Here is a 23,828-nt window from a genome sequence, read left to right on the forward strand (position 1 = left end):
GTGATGTGTTCTGGCAGGTCAGTCACCCTGATGACGGGACCCGAGCAGCGGGCGGCAGCCATTTCGATGGCGCTCCTAAGCTCGCGCACATTCCCAGGCCAGGAGTAAGTCACCAGCGTTTGCATCGCCCCCTGACTCACCTCCTTGGGCTCGGCGTTGACAATCAGACTGAACTGCCGGAGAAACCAAGCAACTAGCAGGGGAATATCCTCTCGGCGCTCGCGCAACGGCGCTAGTCGAATCTGCCCCACCCGAAGCCGATAGAGCAAATCCTGACGGAACCGTCCGGCGGCCACTTCTTGTTCCAGATCGCGGTGGGTGGCAGCGATGACACGCACATCAATTTTGCGCGGCCTGGTTTCACCCAGGCGGACGATTTCTTTTTCCTGGAGCACACGCAGCAGACTAGTTTGGAGACTCAACGGCAGATCGCCGATTTCATCTAAGAACAGCGTGCCGCCATCGGCGGCTTCAAAGAAGCCTTCCTGGTCGGCGGTCGCACCGGTGAATGCGCCGCGCCGATGCCCGAAGAGCCGGCTCTCGATCAACGATTCGGTCAATCCGCCACAGTTGACGGCGATGAACGGTTTCTGCCGCCGGTGGCTATGCTCATGAATGGCTCGCGCCACCAATTCCTTGCCCGTGCCGGTTTCACCTTGAATCAATACTGTCATATCCAGGTTGGCCAAGTCTTGAATCTGCTGGTAGAGCATCAGCATCGGCAGGCTCGCGCCGATCAATTGATTGAAGCGGCCTTGCTCGATTAACAGCGCCTGCTGCTCAGAGAGGGCTGAGACATCATAGAGAAAGAACATCTTTCGTCGCCGGTCGCGGGGATCGTCTTTTACCTCGATGTCCATCCGGTAGCGGTGGCCGCGAGAGTCTTGCAGTTGAATCGAAAGCTTGTCTCTCTCTTCGGGCGGGCGGCTCGCCAGCGCCTTCAAGGCCGCCATGTCCGACGCCAGCAGGGGAATGACCTGCTCCCAGGGCTGACCGACGACCTCCGGCAGGGTGCAATTCAGCAACCCGGCCGCCGTGTGATTCAAGAATGTAATGCGCTCCTGCTCATCGGTGGCCAGCACGCCCGAACGCCACTCATTGAAAATTGATAACAAGTCCTGATTAGCCCGTTCCAGTAGTGCGTTAGCCTGTTCCAGCCGGTTTCTCTGCTCGACGACTTCGGCGGTGCGCTCGGCCACTGTTGCTTCCAACAGGCGCGTACGGCGCTCCAATTGCTTCACCCGCAGTCTGTATCCGCCCCAGCCCATCACCGCCAACGCCGCGCCGATCAGGACGTAGAACCACCTGGTTTGATAAAAGTGAGGCCGCAGCGTGAACTCCACGTCGGCGCTCGACTCGCTCCAGACGCCATCGTTATTCATCGCCATCACGCGAAAGCGATACCGGCCCGGCGGGATGTTCGTGTAGTAGGCAATGCGGCGCGCGCCAGCGTCAATCCATTCACGTTCGTAGCCCTCCAGTTGATACCGGAACCGAACTTTCTCCGATGCGACAAAGCTCAGGCCCGTGTAGTGAATCTCCAGATTTCCCGATCCGGGCGGCGCGGTGATCGCGCTCCAGAGGCTCACGGCTTGCTTGTCAATTTCAAGCCGCTCGATTCCCATCAACGGCGGCGTCTCATTGATGATGGTTGGATCAACGACGACTGCCCCTTTGATCGTCGGAAACCACAGCTTGCCGTCGCGCGCTTTCCAGCCCGCCGGTTGGCCGCCGCCGTTGCATTCACTGCTCTCCATGCCGTCGCTGACGCCATAAGTCACCGAGATGATGGCGCGCCGCGTTCGCTCGGCGAATTCATTGAGCTCCTTCCGGCTGACGCGGAAGATGCCTCGGTTACTGCTCATCCAAAAGTTCCCACGATCATCTTCGAGAATGCGCGAGACGGTATCGTCGAACAATCCGTTTCTGGTTGTGATCGGAGTAAACCGCCCACCCTTGAACCGATTCAAGCCACCACCGTAAGTGCCAATCCAAAGCGTTCCATCGGCATCCTCGTGAATGGCCCGGATGAAGTTGTGCGACAATCCATCCCGCGTCGTGTAATTGGTGAAGATGCCATCCTTGAACCGGCTCAGCCCGCCGACGGTGCCGATCCACAAGTTTCCTTCCCGATCTTCAGTGATGAATCGCACATCGTTATCCACCAAACCGTCGGCGACTCGAAAAGTGGTGAAGCGTCCGTTGTCAAATCGGTAGAGACCGCCGCCGCCGGTGCCGACCCAGAGCGTGCCCTGACGATCCCGGTAGAGGGACCAGAGAAAAGCATTCGCCAAGCCCTGCTCAGGACCATACCGCGTAAAGACGCCATCCTTGAAATGAGCCACCTCGCCAACCGTTCCAATCCACACGCTTCCATCCCGGTCTGTCAACAGCGTTCGAACGCAGCGGTTGTGCAGTCCCAGCTTGTCGGTATAGGTGGTGAACCTTCCATCTTTGAACTGGCTCAATCCCTCACACTGAGCGCCAATCCAGATGCTCCCCTCGCCGTCCTCTGTGATTGGGATGAGATTGTCGCCTGCCAGTCCCATCGCCCTCGTGTAGGTGATGAGCTGTCTCTTTCTCCACCGGTGAAGCCCAGCGCCATTGGTCCCCACCCAAAGGTTCTTCTCGCGATCCTCGAAAATCGCCCACACCTGAGCAATGGCCTGGCGACTGGTTTGACCGTTCTTCTGCACAAGCACGAGTCCATCGTGGCTGCCAACCCAGAGCGTTTGTTCCTCGTCCTCGTGGAGGCTTCTCGAACCGCCTATCGGCTGGCCGGGGATGCTCAACCGGGTGATCGCGCGATCCTTCAGGCGAGCGACGCCATTGCCGGTGCCGATCCAAAGGCTTTGATCCCGGCCTTCACGGATGACATTCACCATGTTGCTGGGAAGGCCATCCCGAGACGTGTATGTTCGGAAGCCCTCGGCGGTCAGTTGACTCAACCCGCCTCGGGTGCCAATCCACAACGTCCCTTGACGATCCTGATGCAGCGCCAGGACCTCGCGATGAGGCAAACCGTCGTTCGTTGTGTAGGTTTGAAACCGGCCCGACTGGAGCCGAACGAGACCATCCTCAGTGCCGATCCATAATATTTCATTGTCTCCGCCAGAGAGGGACAGCACTTTGTCGCTGGGCAAGCCATCCTTCATGCGGTAGGTGGTGAACGCCCCTTGAGCATATCGCGTGAGGCCGCCATGCTCGGTGCCAATCCAGAGCACACCGTGGCGATCTTCATAGAGCGTCAGAATCCGTTCGCTCTCCAGCCCTTTGGTATTGCCAGCAGTGAAGACGGTGAACTTCACGCCATCGAAGCGAACCAGCCCGCCGAACGTGCCGAGCCACAAATAACCATCACGACTCTGAAGAATGGCTGTGACGCTGTTTTGCGGCAAGCCGTCTTCCGTTGTCCAGACAGTCTGAATGTAGCCTTGTGCTACACGCGATGGAACCGGACGCTGCTTGCCATGGGCGCGTTGGCAGTCTACCAAGGCAAAGAGCAAAACCACCACTATTGACGCCGCTGCCCTGCCCATTTGGCGATTCATACGAGACCCCTGATCCGATCCTGTCATGGTTCTGTTCACGTACAGGACCGACGCCTTCAATTCCGAGGTAGAGCCACAGTATACGATGTCACCGGAGACCGAGCAATCTGCGACGGCAAGCGAGCCTCTAGCAGCCTCAAGCGCACGAATAGATACACTCTCAGATCAGGCGTCGCAATCTGGCACAAACAGCGCCGTGCTCACGCCTGCTGGCCACGCCGAGAGTTTTAGATAGCCTTAGAGCGATTTTCAATTGCCTTTGGCTTGAGGGCCCCGCACTTTGCGGGCTGATGCACGCGCGTGCGCCATTGGTATCTACACATCTCTAGACCGTCAGTCGCTATTGATTGAATTGTCAACGGAAGCACACGCCGAGAGACGCCTCGACAACCGAGCGCCGCTGCGACAGAAAAACGCCAATGTGCAGCCAGCCGCGCCAGTAGTTATCGAACTTTTGTCAGCGGCGGCACACGCCAAGAGACGCCCCGACAACCGAGCGCCGCTGCCAGCCGCGTTTAATCATCTTCTGCCAAAACACCCTCCGCACCACACGCAGGGATGTTATCAAATAGTGGCACTATAACAATTCTAGCTGCATCTGGTATCACCCCAGGCGCGCATCAGAGCGCGTCAGCTTGCTCACACTGTTGCCAGCGAGAAGCTAGCGAGCCGCTGCTTTTGACCAAACGGTCAACGGTGCGCCGCCAGGCGGCAGGCAGAGCGACAAAGACTGATTGCACTATTTCAACGTAGAGCCGTTGCCGGCCATCAACAGCACCGAGACAACGCCTGTGTCCGGCTTGGTGACGGCGATGTCCATCACTCCGTCTTGATTGAAATCGGCCATGTCCAGTCCGCGAACGCGACCGCCGGCTGATTGCGTGTGTGGGCCGGCAAAGGTGCCATCACCGCGTCCCCAATGGGTGCTAATGCTACTGGCTAGATAGCTGCCAACAACCAAGTCAGACCTTCGATCGTTGTTGCAATCAGCGCTATGCACATTCATGATGCCGCTGGGGACCGGCAACGCGGGACGGGGAACCAGCCGCCCTGAAGTTGAATTGAGCAGGATCGAGACCAATCCACTGCCTTGATTGCCCACCGCCAAATCGGCGCGACCGTCCAGATCAAAATCTGCCGAGACAATCGAGAATGGATTCGTCCCGCCAGCGTGCACAGTGTCAGTACGAGCAACGGGAAATGCGATGATCCTGAGAATTGTCACATCGCCGGAAAACTGGTTGGCGACGGCGATGTCCGTGCGATCATCATTATTGAAGTCAGCGGCCACAAGGTCAGTCGGACCATTGCCCACGTGATAAACGGTTCGGACGAACGTTTCGCCTTTGTCTTTGTTGACGAGAACGGAGACGGAATCCGACACCTGATCGCAGGTTGCCACATCGGGCAAGCCATCGTGGTTGAAGTCGGCAGCCACAATCGCCGTTGGCGTGGCGCCGACCGGATAATGACGAGCCGGCGCAAATGTGCCGTCTCCTTCGCCGATCAACACTGAGACGTCATCGGAATAAGAATTTGCCACGCCGAGGTCCAGCTTGCCATCCAGGTTGAAGTCGGCAGCCACGACGGCTGCTGGCCCGCGATTGACAGCAAAACTTCGCGGACGATGCAACTGCGCGCCGCGATTGTTCAATGCCACAACCACGACGTTATTGCTCTGGTCGGCAACGGCCACCTCTGGAATCCCGTCGTTATTAAAATCGGCAGCGACGATGCCCATCGGTTGTCCGCCAATGACCAGATCACGCGAGCGACTGGGCTGACCCGGTTGAGTTGGCTGGCCTGGCTTTGGCCGTTGAACGGCTTGCACTGGTGTCAGCCATGTTGTCGGCCAGCCGCCCACACCGATAAGAAATGGCAACGTCAAAGAGAAACTCACCATGATGACGATTTTCTTCATCGTTCACTCCTTGATTGATGAATTGTTCAGGGACCGTCCGAATCAGGTTCCCTGCCGGGCTTTGGCAGCAATGCTGCGGGTTAGAGCAGGCCTCGTTTCATGTGCTCCTTCAGTAAGCAACGATCTACAACAACAAGCAAACCAGCCCGCACGGCCTTTTCCACTGCTGCCTGATGATAGACGCCTTCCTGCATCCAAATCGCGCGGACGCCCAGGTCAATGGCTTCCTCGACCACAGGCGCAACGCACTCAGAGCGTCGAAAAATATCCACCAGATCAATCGGCTCAGGCACAGCCCGCAGATGCGGATAGGCGCGTTCTCCAAGCACCTCGCTCTCATTCGGGTTGACCGGAATAATCCGGTAACCGACTGATTGCATGTACCGGGCTACGCCGTAACTGGGACGATTCGGCTTGGATGAACATCCCACAACGGCGATGGTTTTACATTCAGTCAAAATTCTTTGTATCGTCTCCAGACTGTTGATCTCCATCTGTCATCATCCTTCGAGCAACTTAGATGCACGATCGGCAAAAAATGACTGCGACATTGGCAAAATGACCTCAAGAAGCAAAGAGACGTTTGATCAGTCCCCAGAGGTAGCGAAGAAAGGTTCGCACGATGCCATGGGATGGCGGCGTCACCGGAGCGCCGGTCGTTGCTGCCTTACGCCGGGCTGCGATCTCTGCATCAAGCGCCGTGAAAAACTGTCCAGCAATGACCGTGGCCGAACTTTGAATCAAGCGTTGTCCAATGCCGGCCAGCGGCCCGCCCAGTTGCACATCGCCGGAATACACGATCTTGGTCATGCTGTCCAGGGCAGTCAGTTCCAACGTGCCGTTGCCTTTGACAAAGCCCTGCGTGCCTCGGCCATCCACGCTCATCTTCAAATGCGCCGGCGGTCGCAGCTCCTCCAGCCGGATGCGCCCGGTGTACTTCCCTTTGATAGCGCCGATGCCCAGTTGTAGTGCCGCTTCGTAGGTATTTGCTTCAATCTGATCGAGCCGCTCACATCCCGGCGTGCATCGTTTCAACACGTCGGGGTCAACCAGTAACTGCCACACCTGATCCGGTGAAGCGTTCACGTGATGCTCGCCATGCAACTTCATAGTGTCAGGGAACCCGCGATAGAGCGGTTTGGATGGCGCGTTGCGTGTAGACCTTGGCTAGATGAGCGCGATACTCCGATGAAGCGTGAATGTCCTCGGAGGGATCAACGCCATCCACAGCATGCTCGGCGGCGGCGCTGATCACCGCATCATCGAGCGTTTGACCTTGCAACTGTTGCTCAACGGCTCTAGCCCGATAGGCTGTCGGGCCAACGCCTGTTATGCCGATGGCAACGCTTTGACAAACTTGCTGCGCGTCCACCGTGACGCGCGCAGCCACGCCACACAACGCGAAACCCGATGCCGGCTGCGGCACTTTCAGGTAAGCCGCGCCTGTTCGAGGTGGATCAACTGGCACACGAATCTCCGTCAAGATTTCATCCGATTGCAACGCGGTTGTCAGCAACCCGATGAAGAAATCGTCGCTGTGAATCCACCGTTCACCGCGTGAACTGACTGCTTTCAAACGCGCTGACAAGGCCAGCACCGCTGCCGGAAAATCACCGGCTGGATCGGCATGCGCCAAGCTGCCGCCGATGGTCCCGCAATTTCGTACTTGCACATCGCCAATGGCGGCTGCCGCTTCCGAAAGCAGCGGACACGAGTGCTTGAGCAAGGCTGAGCTTTCAATCGCATGATGTGTGGTCATCGCACCGATGGCGATTTGGTCACCGTCGGCGCTGATATAGCGCAAATCGGCGATGCCACCAAGATCAATCAGATAATGCGGCGATGCCAGCCGAAACTTCATCAGCGGAATCAAGCTATGACCACCGGCCAGGAGTTTCGCTTGCTCGCCGTGTGTCGCCAGTAAATTCAGCGCCTCGGCTAGTGTGCTTGGTTTGAGATATTCAAACGGCGTGGGAATCATCGTCGGTTCCTCCTCAATGGGACGCTCTCAGCAATCGCCAGATTTTCTCCGGCTTCAACGGCATATCAATGTGATGCACGCCGAGCGGCGCCAGCGCATCAACGACGGCGTTGACAATGGCGGGTGTGGCGCCAATCGTACCGGCCTCGCCAACGCCTTTGATGCCGAGCGGATTGACCGGTGAAGGCGTTTCCGTGCGCGACGTTTCAAACCAGGGAATATGAGCCGCCTTGGGAATGGCATAATCGGTCAGCTCGCCGGTGAGCAGTTGACCGAAATCGTCATAGATGGCTTCTTCCAGCAGAGCTTGCCCGATGGATTGCGCGATGCCTCCATGAATCTGCCCATCCACCAGCAGCGGATTGATGACCCGGCCACAGTCATCAACGGCCACATACTTGGATAACTTGACGTGGCCGGTTTCCTTGTCAATTTCTGCGACGACCAGATGAGCGCCAAATGGGAAGGTGAAATTGCTTGGTTCGAAAAAGCGCGTCGCTTCCAGGCCCGGCGTCGTGCCCGGTGGTAGGTTTTTGCATGTGTAGGCTTCCAGCGCGATCTGTTGAATCGTGATCTTCTTTTCCGGGTCGCCGGCCAGCGCGAACACACCATTGTCAAAGACGAGGTCGCCGGCGTCTGCCTGCAACAGATGAGCGGCGTATTGACGAGCCTTCTCTTTGATCTGTTGGACAGCTTGCAAGACAGCGGTGCCGCCCACAGCCGTGGCGCGACTGCCAAACGTCCCAATGCCATATTGCACGACCGACGTGTCGCCATGAAGAACCAGGATGTCTTCCATCGGCACGCCGAGTTCATCGGCGACGATCTGAGCAAATGACGTTTCTTGCCCTTGACCGTGCGGCGACGCGCCACTCAACACGGTGACCTTGCCTGTTGGCTCCAGCCGCACGGTAGCGCTTTCCCATCCGCCGGCTGGCATGGCCGAGGAAGGGCCGAGCGCGCAAATTTCCACATAGGTAGACAGCCCGATGCCCATATATTCGCCGCGCGCGCGCCGCTGTTGCTGTTCCTGTCGAAGCTGAGCATAGTCGGCTATCTGCAGGGCGCGATCAAGGGTTGCTTGATAGTTGCCGCTATCGTACGTCAAGCCGGTGGCCGTGGTGAATGGGAATTCATCCGGCTGAGGGAAGTTTTTCCTGCGCACTTCGACCGGATCAAGATTCAACTGAGCGGCCATCACATCCATGATCCGCTCGAGCAAATAGGTTGCTTCAGGCCGACCTGCGCCGCGATAGGCATCGGTCGCCATGGTGTTGGTGATGACGCCGATGATTTCGTGAGCAATTGCAGGAATTTTGTAAGGCCCCGACAGCATCAAGCCGGTGAGCGTGGGGATGGCCGGTGTCAGCAGTTGGAAGTACGCGCCCAGGTCGCCAATCGTCTTGACGCGCAGCCCGCAGATGGTCCCATCATTTTTGACTGCTAACTCCACTTCATTGATCTGCGCGCGGCCATGAATGGTATTGAGCATGTTTTCACGCCGACTCTCAATCCATTTGACTGGCTTTTTCAGTTGCATGGCCAGGTAGCAAACGAGCGCCTCTTCACCGTAGACGTTGAGTTTGCTCCCGAAGCCGCCACCCACTTCCGGCGCGATGATCCGGACGCGATTCTCCGGCATGCCGATCATCAACGCGATTTGTGTACGGAGCAGATGTGGAATTTGCGTCGAAGACCAGAGCGTCAATTGATGTTCGCCGGACAAGTACTGCGCGACAGCGCCGCGAGGCTCCATCGCGATGGGAATCAATCGCTGATTAACCATCCGTTGCTTGATGACGCGGTCAGCTTTGGCAAACGCTTCATTGATGTCCGAGCCGCCATTGACCGTCATCGTATAGGCGATATTGTCGCCCAGCTCAGGATGAATGACGGGCGCGCCTGGCTCCATCGCCTGTTCGGGATTGACCACGGCGTCGAGCGGCTCGTAATCAATCTCGATCAAATCCAGCGCATCACGGGCGGCATAACGATCCGTTGCCACCACCGCAGCGATTGGCTCGCCGACGTAACAGACTTTGCCCTGAGCCAGCACCGGATGATGCGGCGTTTTCAATCCGGGAAACGACGAGGCACATGGAACAGGGCCGATTTTTCCTTTCAGGTCGTCACCCGTCACCACGGCTACGACGCCGGGCGCGCGGCGGGCCGCTTCGACATCCACGCGGTTGAGTTTGGCATGGGCATAGATACTGCGCGCGATGGCGACATAGTGCATCTCCGGCAATCGGATGTCATCCACATAATGCGATGTGCCGGTGATCAGTCGTGGGTCTTCGGTTCGTTTCACGGGTTGTCCAACGAACTTGTTCGCCATAGGATTTCTCCTGCAAGAAGAGCGTTGATCCAGAGCAGCCGGTCAGGCCGCCGGGCCAGCCGCCATTTTTTCAGCAGCATATTTGACCGCCTCGATAATGTGCTGGTAGCCGGTGCACCGGCAGAGATTCCCCTCGAGGCCATGTCGAATCTCTTCATCCGTGGGATGAGGATGCCGCTGCAGCAACTGACAGGCGGCCAGAATCATCCCCGGCGTGCAATAGCCACACTGCAATCCATGCTTGACCCAGAAGCCTTCCTGCACCGGATGAAGCGTATCGGACGAAGCCAATCCCTCAATCGTTGTGATCTGCTTGCCGTCGGCCTGAACGGCAAAGAGGGTGCACGCCTTGACAGCCTGACCATCGAGCAGAATTGTGCAGGCGCCACAAATGCTCGACTCGCAGCCAATATGCGTTCCGGTCAGCCCGACGACATCACGGATGTAATGAACCAGCAACAACCGCGGTTCAACCTCATGTTGATATGAGACACCATTGATCGTGATCTTGACAGTGTGTTTCACGGCTCGAACCTCCCTGGTTAGACGGGCAGTACCTTATCACATCTCGCAGCATGAGAAAAGCCAAACCGGGACGATTTCCAGCAGCCGACGAAGCAACGTGACAAAAGTTCGTGGCTTTCTTGCGTGCTGCGACGTGTCGCAGCTTTGGCCGGAACGCGGTGACACGTCACTGCCGCCAAAACGTCCCGTCCCCCAAAATGTCCCGGAACTTTTGTCCACCTACTTAGGACTGCCCAGGTGCGCCGCCGACTTGATCGGCATCTTGGCGCAGCGCGACGCGAAATGGCTTACTCGCCTCGCCAAAATAGACGCTGACATGAGGAAATGGAATCTCAATGCCACACTCATCGAAACGTCTCTTGATGCGACGACGCAACTCTCGCCCCACATCCCATTGTCGCAGTGGCGCCGTTTTGACAGAAATTCTGATGGTCACTTGCGAGTTGGCCAAATCGTTCACACCCAGAATCTGGAGTGGCTCCAGGATGAGCGGCCCAAACACCTCGTCAGCGGCCATCTCTTCCCCAACCTGTTTCAGCACAGCCATCACGTGATCTACATCTTCCTTGTAAGCGACGCCGACGTCAATCACAGCGCGGGACCACTCCTTCGTGCGATTAGAGACTTGCTTGATCTCGCCGTTAGGAATGATATGCACCACGCCTTCCACGTCGCGCAATACCAGCGTGCGCAACCGAATCGCTTCAACCAGGCCGCTGGTTTCATTGTTGATGACCACAACATCTCCGATGCGAATCTGATCTTCAAGAATTAAGAAGAAACCGCTGATGATGTCTCGCACCAGGTGTTGCGCGCCAAAGCCAAGCGCCAACCCAGCTATGCCGGCGCCGGTAATCAGCGGCCGGACGTCCACGCCCAATTCACTCAGCGCCATCATGACGGCCACGCCAATGACCAGCACGGCCGCAACACTGTTGATGATCGTGCCTAACGTCTGCGCTCGCTTCTGAGCCTCAGACAGATGGAGCTGATCGCGCTGCTTCACGTAGTCTTCCAGACGAGCCACCGTCAGCCGAATCATTTTCAATAAGACATACGCGCCAATGCCAATGCCCACGATCGTGGTAAATCGAACGCCAATATCGGTGATGGTCAGCCTGAGGTACTTGAAGATCAGCGCCACCCCAATGAGCAGCCAGACAAGTTTCACCACATGTCGCACGGGGGTTAAATGCGATGCCCATTCGGGATGACGGTCTGACAGATTCATTAACCATAACGAAGTAACCTGACTGAGCAACCACACCACTCGCAACAAGACGAGCACGACCAGGACGCGCCGAGTCCAATACAAGATCAATTCAGACAAAGGCAACAGAAACGTAACGGCATACAGCGCCGTGATCAGTAACAACACGAGCAAGGTCTGATCAACAAGCTGCACGATAGTATCGTCAAGCTTGGTTTCTGTCTGAGCCGCCCACTCCTTCAAATAGACCCGGATGATCAGTCGAAGCAAGACACCCGCAACGATGACGGCCAGCGGAACAATCAAATATCGCGCATCAAATCCGAGCCAAGCTGTTAATGAATCGAGCATGAGATTACACGGCCAGTTGGTCAGCCACGATCAAGCGCCGAGCCAAGCTGCTCAACGTCGGCGATGATGTAATCAGGCGAGGGGCAAGTGTTGTCGAGCGTCTTCCTACCACGATCAACCCACACGACGGGCATGCCCACTGCTCGCGCGCCGACAATATCAGCCCACGGCGTGTCACCGACAAACAATACCTGTTCGGGCGGAAACTTCAGCCTGTCCAGAGCTGCCCGGAAGATCGCTGGATGCGGCTTTCTCCAGCCGACTTCACCGGAAATCACAACCGGATCAAAATAGCCAGTCAGCTTATGGTGCTCCAACACACGATAGGCAGTCGGCGGATGATCGAAGTTGGAGACAATGCCGAAGCGATACTGAGAACCAAGCGCGTCCAGCATCGTTCGCCGCTCTGCAGGAAACGACATCACCCGAAACAACTGCTCCATGTGAACCTCAACCAACTGGTCAATGACCGCAGCCGACGGCGCCGCAATGCCCAATTCCATGAGCATCTGGAGAAATCGCTCGTGCGCGAGAATCTCACGGTGCGTCCGATTGCGTTGCTCATCGAGTCGTTGATAGGTTTCAAAAAAGACCTCATAAAACTGACTGAACGGGATGTTCGGATAATGTTGTTGGAGGGCCTGATAAAGCAGTAGGCCAGTCGAACGATGCGACAAGCCACGAAACGTCACCAACGGCAATTGCTCGACACGAAGATCAACGAGCGTGTCGAACAGATCAAACAGAATGGCCTGATAACGAGGCATCAACGCGCCTGACGCAGCATTCGACCATGCAATCGCGTGGACTTCAGCGATAACGTCAAAAATCAGTCTAACGAACCGTTGGGACGAGCCAGACCGACTCGCCCCAACGTGACAGTGTGACTAGGGCGTGTAAACCTGTTCGGAAACTGCATCGCTTTGGACCTGTCCGGGCGATAACAGAACGCGATGGTACTGATGGGTCAACCAACGGCCAAGCATGTTGGCATAGAACGGGCTGCCAAGCACGCCGCTCTGACCGCCGGGGATGATCTGAAATGCGATGACGCCGGCAGGGTCCATATCAGCGACAATGCGACGCGAGGCGCCGCTGCCGAACATGAACGCATTGACGGAGGCCGCTCGCGCGCTGTGGGACGACGCATTGACCACTTGGAATCCACCATTGCGGGCGACGCCAAGCAACTGACTGCTTACATTGGAAAACCCAGCCGCGGGCGGAATATCGAACGGCCCACGCAACGGGTGATCAAAGATGATGCGGTGCAGACGGCCCCAGCGATAATCCTCTTGATTGGTTGAACGACCGAACGCCGCCGCGAATGTGCTGCTGGCCAGCAAATCGAGCGCCTCACGCAGACTGCGTAGAATAATCGTATCGCGTGCCGCTTCCGGTGTCGGCGCTCCAGGCACGCGGAAGAAGTTGATGCCCGAAGCGCCAATGCCTTTGTTGGTCTCGAAGTTGTCCAGCAGATGGCGCAATGCGGCTAACGCTTGATCGCTGCCCGGCAAATTATTTTGCAGGCCAAGCTCGGTCAGCACCGCGTCAATCGTATTGGCGATGATGCGCGCGCGCCACACGCTGTAGATCGTGGCGGCCACACTGTGGCGTATTTCTTCACGCGACGGTTCGGGTAAATTGTCAGGGTCATCGCCCGGATCATACCCTTCACGAATGCCGGTGGGCGTGCTGAAATCCCAGCGCCGCAACCTCGCTACAGCATCAATGATGCGTTGATCGTTGTACAGCGCGCCCAGCTCGCCGGGGGCATCGGCGCTGTTATTGAATGCAGCCAGAATGTACGGCGTCAGAATCTCGGCATCGAGCATCTGATCATTGGCTTGAATCCGCTGCATCCGACGAAGCGAAATCTTATTGCCGCCGGCCAGCGACGCTTCAATCAGTCGCACGACACGTCCCTGACGGAAGCCGCCATCATACCCAACATTGAGGTAGTAAATCCCGCCATTGGGTCGGAGTTGATTCAAGGGGTTATTGTCCAAGGTCGTGCCAATCGGGTCCTGATTGGCATTGGCAATATAACCTTGCGGCGGATTGACCGCATTGGGCAACTCATTGGCCGGCAGGATTTCGTAATTCAACGATTGGCCGGGCTGACGATTTTGCACGGGCAACCATTCGTTTCGCGCGCCGTGTGTGCCATCGCGGATCAAGAACGGCGGGACACCGTCAATCATGCCGGCTTGCAAATCCTCGCGCACAGGCACTTCCACTGTCGTGAAATAGGCGATGTTGCCATCCACATCAGCATAGGCCCAATTCTGGCTGCCAAAGTCAAAGCTCTCCAAGCCCCGCTTGAAATCATCCAGATTGCGCGCCCGCGCCCATTGACGGAACACGTCGAATTCCAGCGTCGAACGCCACCCCGTATATTGCACGCTCAATCCCAACGCGCCAAACAAGACGCGCACAATCGGACCATTGTTGCGCCGTGGCACAACCAACGTGACGCCACCTTCTGCCGGACCCACATTGGCGCGAACCAGATTGTCAACAACACCATCACCAACGCGATTGACCAGATATTTCTGCGGAATCAACACCAGCGGCTCCTCACGTCCCTCAAAGACGGTAAACGCGGGAAATCCATCAGGCCCGTTTCGCAGTTCTTCCAGGTAGACATCGGTCACATCCAATGGATTCACAGTCGCCCCCCAACAAATGCGGTCATTGCATCCCAGCACAACGCCCGGCGCGCCGGCCAACGTCACACCGTTAACATTCATCGGCCCGAACTCAGGGTCGTTGGAAACAATCAAATGCGCTTCGTACCAAATGGGCGGCGTATCTAAGGCCAGATGCGGGTCGCTGGCCAACATTGGATGGCCGGTGGTCGTGTTGCGCCCGCTGATGATCCACCAGTTGCTGCCAATGTCAGCCGCGCGACGATCAAACAGCTCACGCACATACGGGGAGCTATTGATTTCATTCAGATATTCCTGCGCCAATTGTCGCACGGCCGGCGTCATCACCTGAGGCAATCGTCGCAGCGAGTCAATCAACATCTTATTCAGCTTGCTGCTGGATTGAATCTTCGCTTTGGGCATGAAGCCCGGAAGCGAGACCGTCGGATCAAACGGCGCCGAGCGAAAAACATCTTCAAAAAACAACAGCGTCCCGTCAAAGCCAGCGTTATCACCGGCGCTTTGATACGCGCTCAAACTCAACGACAAATTGATCTCTTCGCTGATCGAGTTGGAGAGCGAAAAGGCCAAGCCTTTACCGACGTTGATGCTGTCAATTGGCGTCCAGGCCGGAATCGCTTGCCGGGAGATTTCCAACGCCCGATATTCGGGCGGCAACGGTTGACTGGAATCGTTCAGCCAGGCATTGACACCGTTGGAATAAGCTTGAAACAACGCCTGCATGGGCCGTCCATACGACGCGAATGATTCACGCGCCGCGCGATCCAGCCCAAGCGTCCGGAGCTGAATGTCTGAACTGAGCGCGCCTTGCCCAAACAGTTCCGCTAACCGACCGCTCACCTGCCGCCGACGAACATCCATCTGAAAGAAACGATCCTGCGCATGCAAATAACCCAGCATGAAAATAGCGTCATGATCGTTTTCAGCGTAGATGTGCGGAATATAATTGGAATCACGCACCACACGGACAGGCGCACGCAGTCCGCTCAATGTCACTGATTGGACGGTCGTGGCTTGCCCGCTCTTGAGCGTGAAGCTCCATGGAACAAACATCACGATCAAGAGTGACACAAACGTCAACAACCAAATCTGTCTTTTCATAAGCCTCCTCTCTTTGTTTCAGGATGACAAACTCCACCAAACCCTCCTCGATAGACTCAACGTTCGGGATGGAGGCTCAAGCATATTGACGCTCCCAAGCAGTGTCAAGCAAATTTCCCACCACTGCATCACCACATGGTTATATCAATAGTCGGGAGAAAGGCCATGCGTGATGAAGCGACATGGAGAGCCGGAGCAGCACTTGTCAAGCAGCAGTCTTCGATCTTGTATTCGCATTTGGTACACTCCCCATGCCACGCTCGTTTCATCTCAGCCGCGCCAGCGGCGCCTGCGAAGGTACCAGACGTGCAACGTCTGGAACAGCAGAGCGAACCATCTTGGCGCGTTGCAGACGCGCCAGAGCGACGCGCGTGTGGCCTGCAATTGGACAGCATGAACGAGCCGATGAGGGAACGAGTGGCGCTTTTGAAGGCGTGATGGATTGGGAATGATGCCCACCCAGACGTTGCACGTCCGGCTACCACCGTCTGGGCGGCTGCCGCCGCTGCTGCTTGGGGTCAACGGGCGTTCGCACGGGGACACCTACAAAGAACACGGTCTTTTCCTCCTGCAATTGGTATGAGCCACGACAAAAACTTTGCGAGCAAGTTTGTTTGAATCGAGTTGGCTTTCAGGATATAGTATCTCTCCCTTCGGAGAGAGAACCGACCGGGATCATCAAGGGAAGTTGTGAGGATATGGAAATTCCAGGTCTTGATCTGATTACGGCTGACCTCGCTATAGACTTAGGCACAGTCAATACGATGATCTATCGCCGTGGGCGTGGCATTTCCGTCAGTGAACCATCGTTGGTGGCCATTGACGAAGTCAACGAAGAAGTGGTGGCCGTTGGCACAGAAGCATTAGAGATGGTTGGACGCGAAGCGGAAGGCGTGCGCGTCGTTCGTCCGGTGCAGCATGGCGTCATCGCTGAATTGAACCTGACGCAAATGATGCTGGAGCACTTCATCCGCAAAGCGCGTGGTATTCGTGGTCGGCTGAGCCGCCGCGTCATCATCGGTGTGCCCAGCAGCGCCACTGAGGTGGAACGCAACGCCGTGCGCGAAGCTGTGCACGGCGCCAATGTCGGTCGCGTCTATTTGGTCGAAGAAGGCCTGGCAGCGGCACACGGCGCCGGCGTCAAACTGACCGGCCCAGAAGCAACGATGGTTGTGGACCTAGGCGGCGGCACCACCAGCGTCGCCGTGGTGGCTCGCTCTGGCATCATCTTTTCTCGCTCTGAGCGCATTGGCGGGCTGGACATGGACGAAGCGATCATGCAGATGGTCCGACAAACACATGAGCTGATCATTGGTGAACGAACAGCCGAGCGCGTCAAACTCGAGCTGGGAGCAGCCATGCTGCTGGACCCGCAACAAGAGACAAAAGTCACCGGTCGGCTGCTGGACGCTTCTGGCTCACCCCAGCATCGGCTGGCCAGCGTCACCGTCACCCACCAACAAGTCTACGAAGCTATTCAACCGATCCTGAAAAAAATGTTGGCCGTGGTTGAGCAGTCCATGCAAGAACTGCCGCCTGAAGCGGCCGGCGATGTGCTCACGCATGGCATCACACTGACTGGCGGCACAGCCCTGCTGGCCCGCATGCAAAAACGTATGGAAGAGGATTTGAAAGTGCCCGTGAGAGTCGCCGAAAATCCCACGCAAGCTGTCGTCCTGGGCATGGGGCGGTTCTTCGATGATGCACGATTGCTGCGCCAGATCATCCGTCGAGAAGATGTGTCGTGGTGGCGCGAATATCTGACCGCTACCGAGTGAATGCCACCGGAGCAGCCTCGGCCAACACCAAGCCAGGACTGTATCAGCGAATGATTGAGGGCGTGCATCAACCCTTCAATGATTGATCGGTTCAACCCGCGCGCGTCGCGCGTCAATTGATGAAGAGTCGGCTCACGCTACCGACGGTTTCCTCTGCGCCCGCGCCAAGATCATCAAGCAAGCGAGCCCGCACGCGATCACAAACCAATCGCCCCATCGTGTGTAAACGGTCTCGGTGGCTGCCAACGCCGACGAGTCAATCGTCCATTGCCTGATGGCCGTTTCAAACAATCCCGTCGGCTCGATCAGTTGACCGTCGGGCTCGATCAACACGGTCACGCCGCTATTAGTCACACGAATCAGCGGCCGAGCATTTTCAACAGCGCGAAAAATGGCATGTGCCAAATGCTGGTTCGCGCCTGCCGTCGGACCGAACCAGGCGTCATTGGTCACTTCAATCAATAACGTTGCGCCGCGTCGGGTCAGGTGGCGGGCAATGCTCGGCTCAGCCGATTCAGAGCAGATGAAACTGCCGATCCGTTCATGCGCTATCGGCGTCAGCGTGAACTCATGCCCCGGCGTGAAATCACCGACCAAGGCCGATACCCGATCCAGCCACGGCAGCACGTCACGCAGCGGAACGTATTCGCCAAACGGCATCAACCGAATTTTTCGATATTCCGAGAGGAGCGTTCCATCTGGAGCCAGAACGGCAACGCTATTGTGTATCTGATCAGGCGGTGTGTGACCGATGATGTTCAGCAGCAGATGTATTCCGAATCGCTCAACGAGCTGGCGAGTCTGCACCCACAACTGAGGCGAGTAGACGGGTGAAATGGCCAAGGGCGACTCAGGCCAAATGATCAAATCAGGTGATAACGGGTCGGCAGCAATAGCTTGGTAGGTCAAGCTCAGCAGTTGCTCGAAACTGGCCTGAAGTACCATCGGATCGGCATGGCTTGCCACGTCGGTATTGGGCTGAATGGCGACGACACGCAACCCGCTCTGCTGCGAACAATGGGGCGGTCGCCAACGCCAACTTGTCCACATGAACGCCAGCATGAGCGCGAAGACGCAAGCAAGCAACTTCCACCAACGCCGATGCAGTTGCCGTTTCAAGCCCACCTGCGCTAAGAGAGCCAGCAGCGTCGCTACCATCACCAACATGAAACTGACGCCGTAGACCCCTGTCCACCGCGCATACTGCATGGTTGACGGAGCAAAGGCTTGACTGTATCCGAGCGCATTCCATCCCATCCCTGTCACCTGAAGTCGTAACCACTCCATGACAACCCACAGGGGAGGCGCTAGCCAGTAACCGCTTCTTCCGCCTCGGAGGATAGCCAATCTGAGGCCGGCTGTCACACCGCCCCAAAATGCCCCGGAAACTATCACCGGAATAGCCGCTAGCCCGTAAGCGAGCCAAGGCGCGATACCGCCATAATGAATCATCGGATAAGTGATCCAATAACAACTGCCATAAAAGAACACACTGCCGGCTAATAGGCCATAAAGAAAACTGCTCTTCACAGTCAACGGCTGCGTTCCCACTGCTACCAATAGCGGCGTCAGGCTCAGCCAAGCCAGATACCAGAGGTTGAAATCTTGAAACGCAAGGATTGTGAAGACCGACGTGAGCAAACTCAGCCCGAAGGGAGTCCATGCTCGAATCAAATCTGGCATCGGTAGAGCAGCGACTGGGGAGGTCAACAAGGCATCGTGGCCGTGAGGTCTGCTATTGAAGAGGTCATGACAGGAACATTGGGTGATCGGCTCATGGTTGCCCAATGATCGTCACGTTGGACAAGCCTTGATTGCGCAATTCATTCATCGTGCGAACAGCCGACTCACGATCAACCCACGGGCCGAGCATCACAACAAAGCGCGGCGCGCCCGATTCTGAGAGCTGTTTCTCCGTGTAGGCGCTGACAAAACCACGACTGCGCAGTGTTCTGGCCAGCGCTTCGGCTTCCTGAGCCTGATCAAAGGCGCCAGCGCGAACCGAGAAATTTCTTGCCACGCCCTGCTGCGTTGGTGAAGACGCAGCACCGGCATTGGAGGAAGCGGCACCTCGACTCGAGTCGGATGGCACAGCAGATGCAGCCGATTCGGCTGGCTTACCTGAAGCGTCAGCGGGAGCCGATGGCCCCGGACGATCAGCCGGCAATGATGTTGACGCTGTGTCGGCTGAAGAAGCAGAAACCAACCCGCCTGCCACACTCTCTCGCTGTGCACGTGGTGCCTGCGCGCGCTCTTGCCCGGTCGGAGCCGGTGAGCGTGACGATCCCAGCCGCGTGGCTGCATCAGGCCCTTGCGCTGACCACTTACCAACAAACAAACCAAAGGTAAAGAACAGGGCGCACAACGTCACGCCGGCAATAAACAAGATAATCAATTGGCGACGATCCAATAAGTCGTTTTTGACCATGCTGCGTTCTCCATCAAACTGTTAGCAGAGCGGTTTCATGTGCGTTCGTTGGTGAGGATGAAACCACTCCACATCTTCCGTCTCAGAGATCAAACCTTTCATCCCAGAACCAGTCAACCGTTTGACATGCGGCTCTGATGTTCTTGTCCGACCGGCTAAGCCCTTGCTGCTGCTGACAAGGGGCAGCAAATGTATCACAAATTCCACGCGCCCGTCACCTGTTGGCCAGAGGTTGCAGCTTGTTCTGGCGCGAAACCTGCATCCGCGCATTGACACATCAAATTCAAACGGCTCCTCTGAAAAAGTGGCACAGGCGTTCCTGCCTGTGGCGTTTTTCATCGTTTCTGGGCGTCGTCCCGCACGACATGAACAACTCCTCTGAAAATAACATTTGAGCGATTCCTCGGAAACACCACTGCTGAACACAGATGGACAGTACCAATTGCGGGTTGAAGAATTCGGTTCTATCCGCTCAGACGCATTCTACGCGGGGGCCCACAGCGAGGCCCCCATACAGGCCTGCCCGCTTTCCTGGCAAAAACGCGAGCCACAGCCACTCTGTACGGGCGGCTCGCCGTGGCCGCCCGACTCCTCTGCAAATAACCATTTTCATGCTTCGTGGCGAGCACGGAGCTCATGGGCGATTCCTTCGAAAATGACCATTTTCATGCTTCGTGGCGTGCCTCAGCATATAAGCGATTCCTGCGAAAAATTTCCTCACGGAGACACTAAGAACACAAAGACCGGCCAACCAGCGCCGCTGCCGTGCTCTCCGTGTCTCCGTGTGAGTCCTTATCATTGTGGTGTGGCGAGCGCGGAGCTCATGGGCGATTGCCTTGAAAATCCCTGAGAGCGCACCCCTGTGGGCGTGCTTCCCCTCAAACTAACACAGGCCCGCTGCAAGCAGGCCCTCCCAGCATAAGCCCATTCGCAAACCGCTTTAGGTTGAGCGATGCGCAGCGCCCTTCGATTGATCGAACCATTGTGAAATCAGTTCGACAGGCAAAGGAAAGACAATCGTCGTGTTCTTCTCAACGCCGATTTCAGTCAGCGTCTGCAAGTAGCGCAATTGAATGGTGAGCGGTTGCGTGGCCAAGCGGGCTGCTGCTTCTGTCAGTTTTTCTGAAGCCTGCAACTCGCCATCAGCATGAATAATTTTCGCTCGCTTCTCGCGCTCGGCTTCGGCCTGCTTGGAAATTGCGCGGATCATCTCTTGCGGCAAGTCAACGGCCTTGATTTCAACCATGCTGACTTTGATGCCCCACGGGTCAGTATGCCGGTCTAAGATTTCCGCCAATCGCGCATTCAGCTCTTCACGTTTGCTTAACAGGTCGTCCAGCTCGACTTCACCCAACACGGAGCGGAGTGTGGTCTGAGCCAGTTGCGACGTGGCATAGAGGTAGTTCTCGACTTCCACCACGGCTTTATTGGCATCAATCACCCGAAAGTAGATAACGGCATTCACCTTGACGCTGACATTATCTCTGGTGATGACATCCTGCGGTGGAACATCGAGCGCCACTGTTCGCATGCTAATGCGCACGAGTCGCTGAAAGGGCGCAATGACAAATCGAATACCCGGACCAAGCGGCTGCGGGCGAAGGTGACCAAACGTGAAGACAACTCCCCGCTCGTATTCATTGATGATCTTGACCCAACTTAGTACCCAAACGACCAAAAGAATGATCGCCACCGACATTCCGGTAACCAGTTGCTCCAATTGTATGCCAGGCATCATGATCCACCTCCTCAAAAAATGGACGCCATAAGGCGGGTTGGACGGATCAGCGCCGATTGCCCGTCAGCCGACATCGGCTCAATCGGCGGCAGCCGCGACTTCTTAACGTTCATTGCTGCTGGCTTGCATCGGCTTCGTCGGTGACAGCAAAGCGTTGAGGGGGCACCCACGGCTCAAGCGCCTCGACGTGCAACATCAACCCGCTGAGCCCAGTCACACGCACGCGCGCGCCTGGCGCAATCGGCGCCTCAGCTCGTGCATTCCACAATTCTCCGTGCACAAAGACGCGGCCAATAGGGTTGATCTCCGTTTGCGCAACACCGATCTTTCCGATCATCCCCAACTCGCCGGTCACTACCTTCTGGCTCCGACTTTTCAATGCCAATCGCAGAATCACGTAGAGCGCCACAGCCAGCGGAATCGCTACGGCGATGGCGATGGCCGGTCGAATCCGAATGGCCGGATCAGGCGCATCTACCAGAATCAACGCGCCAATGACCAACGAGACGACACCCCCTGCGCCGAGGATACCGAATCCCTGCACTTTGGCCTCAGCAATGAATAATCCTATTGCCAAAATCATCAGAATGACGCCGGTCAAGTTGATCGGCAACAGGTTGAATCCATAGAGCGCCAGAATCAGCGCAATCCCGCCCACGACAGCCGGAATAATCGCTCCCGGATTATTGAACTCAAAATACAAACACAACAGACCAATGGCGCCGAGAATGAGCGCAATGTTCGGGTCAGCCAAAAGACTCAACAATCGCTCGCGCAACGTCGGCTTAATGGGCACGACAGCCTGCCCACTGGTGCGCAGCGTTACTTCCCGACCATCCACGCGTTTCAGCGTCCAACCATCCAGCTTCTGTAACAGATCAGTCAAATCATTGGCAATGAAATCAATCAAGTCTTCTTTGAGCGCTTCTGTCTCCGTATACGAACGACTCTCGCGCACCGCCGCTTCCGCCAGCGTGATATTCCGACCGCGCTTTTCAGCAATTGATCGAACATAGGCGGCAGCATCATTTTCGGCCTTTTGGAATAGCGATTTATAACGTTCTTCATCCAATCCCAAGGCGACCGGATGCGCCGCGCCCGTATTGGAACCTGGTGCCATCGCCGCCACATCAGCCGCCATGAGAATGAAAAATCCGGCTGACGCCGCCTGCGCGCCACTGGGCGCAACATACACGATGATCGGGACCGAAGAGGTGAGGATGCGCTCGACAATGTCGCGCATGGAACTGACTAACCCACCGGGCGTCCGCAGCCGAATGATTAGCGCTTCAGCGTTATTCTGCGACGCCACCTGGATCGCCCGAGTGACTAATTGGGCGCTGCCAGGATGCACTTCGTCGTTGAAATCTAACAACACAATCTCGGCTCGCGCCGGCCCAACACAAGCCAGCACGACGGCAAGCGCCATCAACAGTGTTCGTATCGCTCTCATCGGTATCTATAATGTAGCACAGAACAACGCGGAGCGTCAGGCGCAAGCGGTCGCCAAGGTTGTTGATGAGTCGGCGCGTCAAGGCCCTGACACGTGGCGCAGCCCCAGCTCTCTTGCTCCTGCAAGCGGAGGGCTTAATGAAAGGCCAATGAGCTATCAAACAAGAAAAATTCGAACTCGACACCGGCGCCGCTCCAACCCTCTCAATCTTGCAGGCTGCTTGCGCAGATCAGCGGAAACCAGCTATGAGTCATGCCATACGCGCACAGAAACCGTAGACTACTCTTTTGGACGTTCAGCTCCTGCTCTCCTGTCGCTTCATCAAACGTGGCCTTTCTCAGCAATCACCCATGTGCAACAACACGCCACGAACAGTGAAAATACAATTCTTTGGTGAGCTTCGTGTGTTTCGTGGGCGATTTTCAAGATAAAGTCAGGAGCGGATGAGAATGCGTTTTGGAGTGCGGCGGCAAGCCCAAAGGGCGCGACGCCGCTTTGGCCTGGTGCGGAGTGTCGGGAAGAAGGCGCCGTCGCCGCTTCGCTCTGCCGGCGCACTCCAAAGATAAAGTCAGGAGCGGATGAGAATGCGTTTTGGAGTGCGGCGGCAAGCCCAAAGGGCGCGACGCCGCTTTGGCCTGGCGCGGAGTATTGGAACCAAAAGCGCCGTCGCCGCTTCGCTCTGCCGGCGCACTCCAAAGATAAAGTCAGGAATCGCGCATGAGCTCCGCGTCCGCCACGAACGATGAAAATACAATTCTTTCGTGAGATTCGTGTGTTTCGT

Annotated in this window: 15 protein-coding genes; 1 reads left to right on the forward strand and 14 read right to left on the reverse strand. The window is 56.7% G+C overall.

Going from position 1 to position 23,828, the window contains the following annotated elements; translation table 11 throughout:
* From NZ823_09060 to NZ823_09105, 10 genes are all read right to left on the reverse strand, one after another.
* Positions 1 to 3,551, reverse strand: a 3,551-nt coding sequence (locus NZ823_09060; GenBank protein ID MCS6805273.1) for a sigma 54-interacting transcriptional regulator, incomplete at its 3' end; no start/stop codon positions are given.
* 739 nt (positions 3,552 to 4,290) lie between these two features.
* Positions 4,291 to 5,472 carry a VCBS repeat-containing protein gene (locus NZ823_09065; protein MCS6805274.1) on the reverse strand — a complete coding sequence of 394 codons (1,182 nt, stop codon included), beginning with the start codon at positions 5,470 to 5,472 and terminating at the stop codon, positions 4,291 to 4,293.
* Positions 5,473 to 5,552: 80 nt separating this feature from the next.
* Complete coding sequence (locus NZ823_09070; protein ID MCS6805275.1) at positions 5,553 to 5,966, reverse strand: CoA-binding protein; 414 nt, start codon at positions 5,964 to 5,966, stop codon at positions 5,553 to 5,555.
* Between the two features lie 70 nt (positions 5,967 to 6,036).
* A complete protein-coding gene (locus NZ823_09075) occupies positions 6,037 to 6,582 on the reverse strand; it encodes a carbon monoxide dehydrogenase subunit G (protein MCS6805276.1) in 546 nt (181 codons plus the stop codon).
* Between the two features lie 4 nt (positions 6,583 to 6,586).
* Positions 6,587 to 7,453, reverse strand: coding sequence for a xanthine dehydrogenase family protein subunit M (locus NZ823_09080; protein ID MCS6805277.1), 867 nt, complete (start codon positions 7,451 to 7,453; stop codon positions 6,587 to 6,589).
* A 13-nt stretch (positions 7,454 to 7,466) separates the two neighbouring features.
* Positions 7,467 to 9,791 carry a glyceraldehyde dehydrogenase subunit alpha gene (gene cutA, locus NZ823_09085; GenBank protein MCS6805278.1) on the reverse strand — a complete coding sequence of 775 codons (2,325 nt, stop codon included), beginning with the start codon at positions 9,789 to 9,791 and terminating at the stop codon, positions 7,467 to 7,469.
* Positions 9,792 to 9,833: 42 nt separating this feature from the next.
* Positions 9,834 to 10,316: a (2Fe-2S)-binding protein gene (locus NZ823_09090; protein MCS6805279.1), complete on the reverse strand. Its 483-nt coding sequence runs from the start codon at positions 10,314 to 10,316 to the stop codon at positions 9,834 to 9,836.
* A gap of 223 nt (positions 10,317 to 10,539) precedes the next feature.
* Complete coding sequence (locus NZ823_09095; protein ID MCS6805280.1) at positions 10,540 to 11,877, reverse strand: mechanosensitive ion channel family protein; 1,338 nt, start codon at positions 11,875 to 11,877, stop codon at positions 10,540 to 10,542.
* Positions 11,878 to 11,897: 20 nt separating this feature from the next.
* Positions 11,898 to 12,644, reverse strand: coding sequence for an HAD family hydrolase (locus NZ823_09100; protein ID MCS6805281.1), 747 nt, complete (start codon positions 12,642 to 12,644; stop codon positions 11,898 to 11,900).
* Between the two features lie 120 nt (positions 12,645 to 12,764).
* On the reverse strand, positions 12,765 to 15,650 hold the full coding sequence (locus tag NZ823_09105) for a penicillin acylase family protein (GenBank protein MCS6805282.1): 2,886 nt from the start codon (positions 15,648 to 15,650) through the stop codon (positions 12,765 to 12,767).
* A 698-nt stretch (positions 15,651 to 16,348) separates the two neighbouring features.
* Between NZ823_09105 and NZ823_09110 the strand changes: the two genes are divergently transcribed.
* On the forward strand, positions 16,349 to 17,428 hold the full coding sequence (locus NZ823_09110) for a rod shape-determining protein (protein MCS6805283.1): 1,080 nt from the start codon (positions 16,349 to 16,351) through the stop codon (positions 17,426 to 17,428).
* Between the two features lie 132 nt (positions 17,429 to 17,560).
* Here the strand turns inward: NZ823_09110 and lnt are convergent, their stop codons facing one another.
* From lnt to NZ823_09130, 4 genes are all read right to left on the reverse strand, one after another.
* Positions 17,561 to 19,111, reverse strand: a complete 1,551-nt coding sequence (lnt, locus tag NZ823_09115; GenBank protein MCS6805284.1) for an apolipoprotein N-acyltransferase — start codon at positions 19,109 to 19,111, stop codon at positions 17,561 to 17,563.
* A gap of 91 nt (positions 19,112 to 19,202) precedes the next feature.
* Positions 19,203 to 19,856: an SPOR domain-containing protein gene (locus NZ823_09120; protein ID MCS6805285.1), complete on the reverse strand. Its 654-nt coding sequence runs from the start codon at positions 19,854 to 19,856 to the stop codon at positions 19,203 to 19,205.
* Positions 19,857 to 20,796: 940 nt separating this feature from the next.
* A complete protein-coding gene (locus tag NZ823_09125) occupies positions 20,797 to 21,594 on the reverse strand; it encodes a slipin family protein (protein ID MCS6805286.1) in 798 nt (265 codons plus the stop codon).
* 109 nt (positions 21,595 to 21,703) lie between these two features.
* Complete coding sequence (locus NZ823_09130) at positions 21,704 to 23,047, reverse strand: nodulation protein NfeD (GenBank protein ID MCS6805287.1); 1,344 nt, start codon at positions 23,045 to 23,047, stop codon at positions 21,704 to 21,706.
* Positions 23,048 to 23,828 lie beyond the last annotated feature (781 nt).

The organism is Blastocatellia bacterium (assembly GCA_025054955.1).
Lineage (GTDB): Bacteria > Acidobacteriota > Blastocatellia > HR10 > J050 > JANWZE01.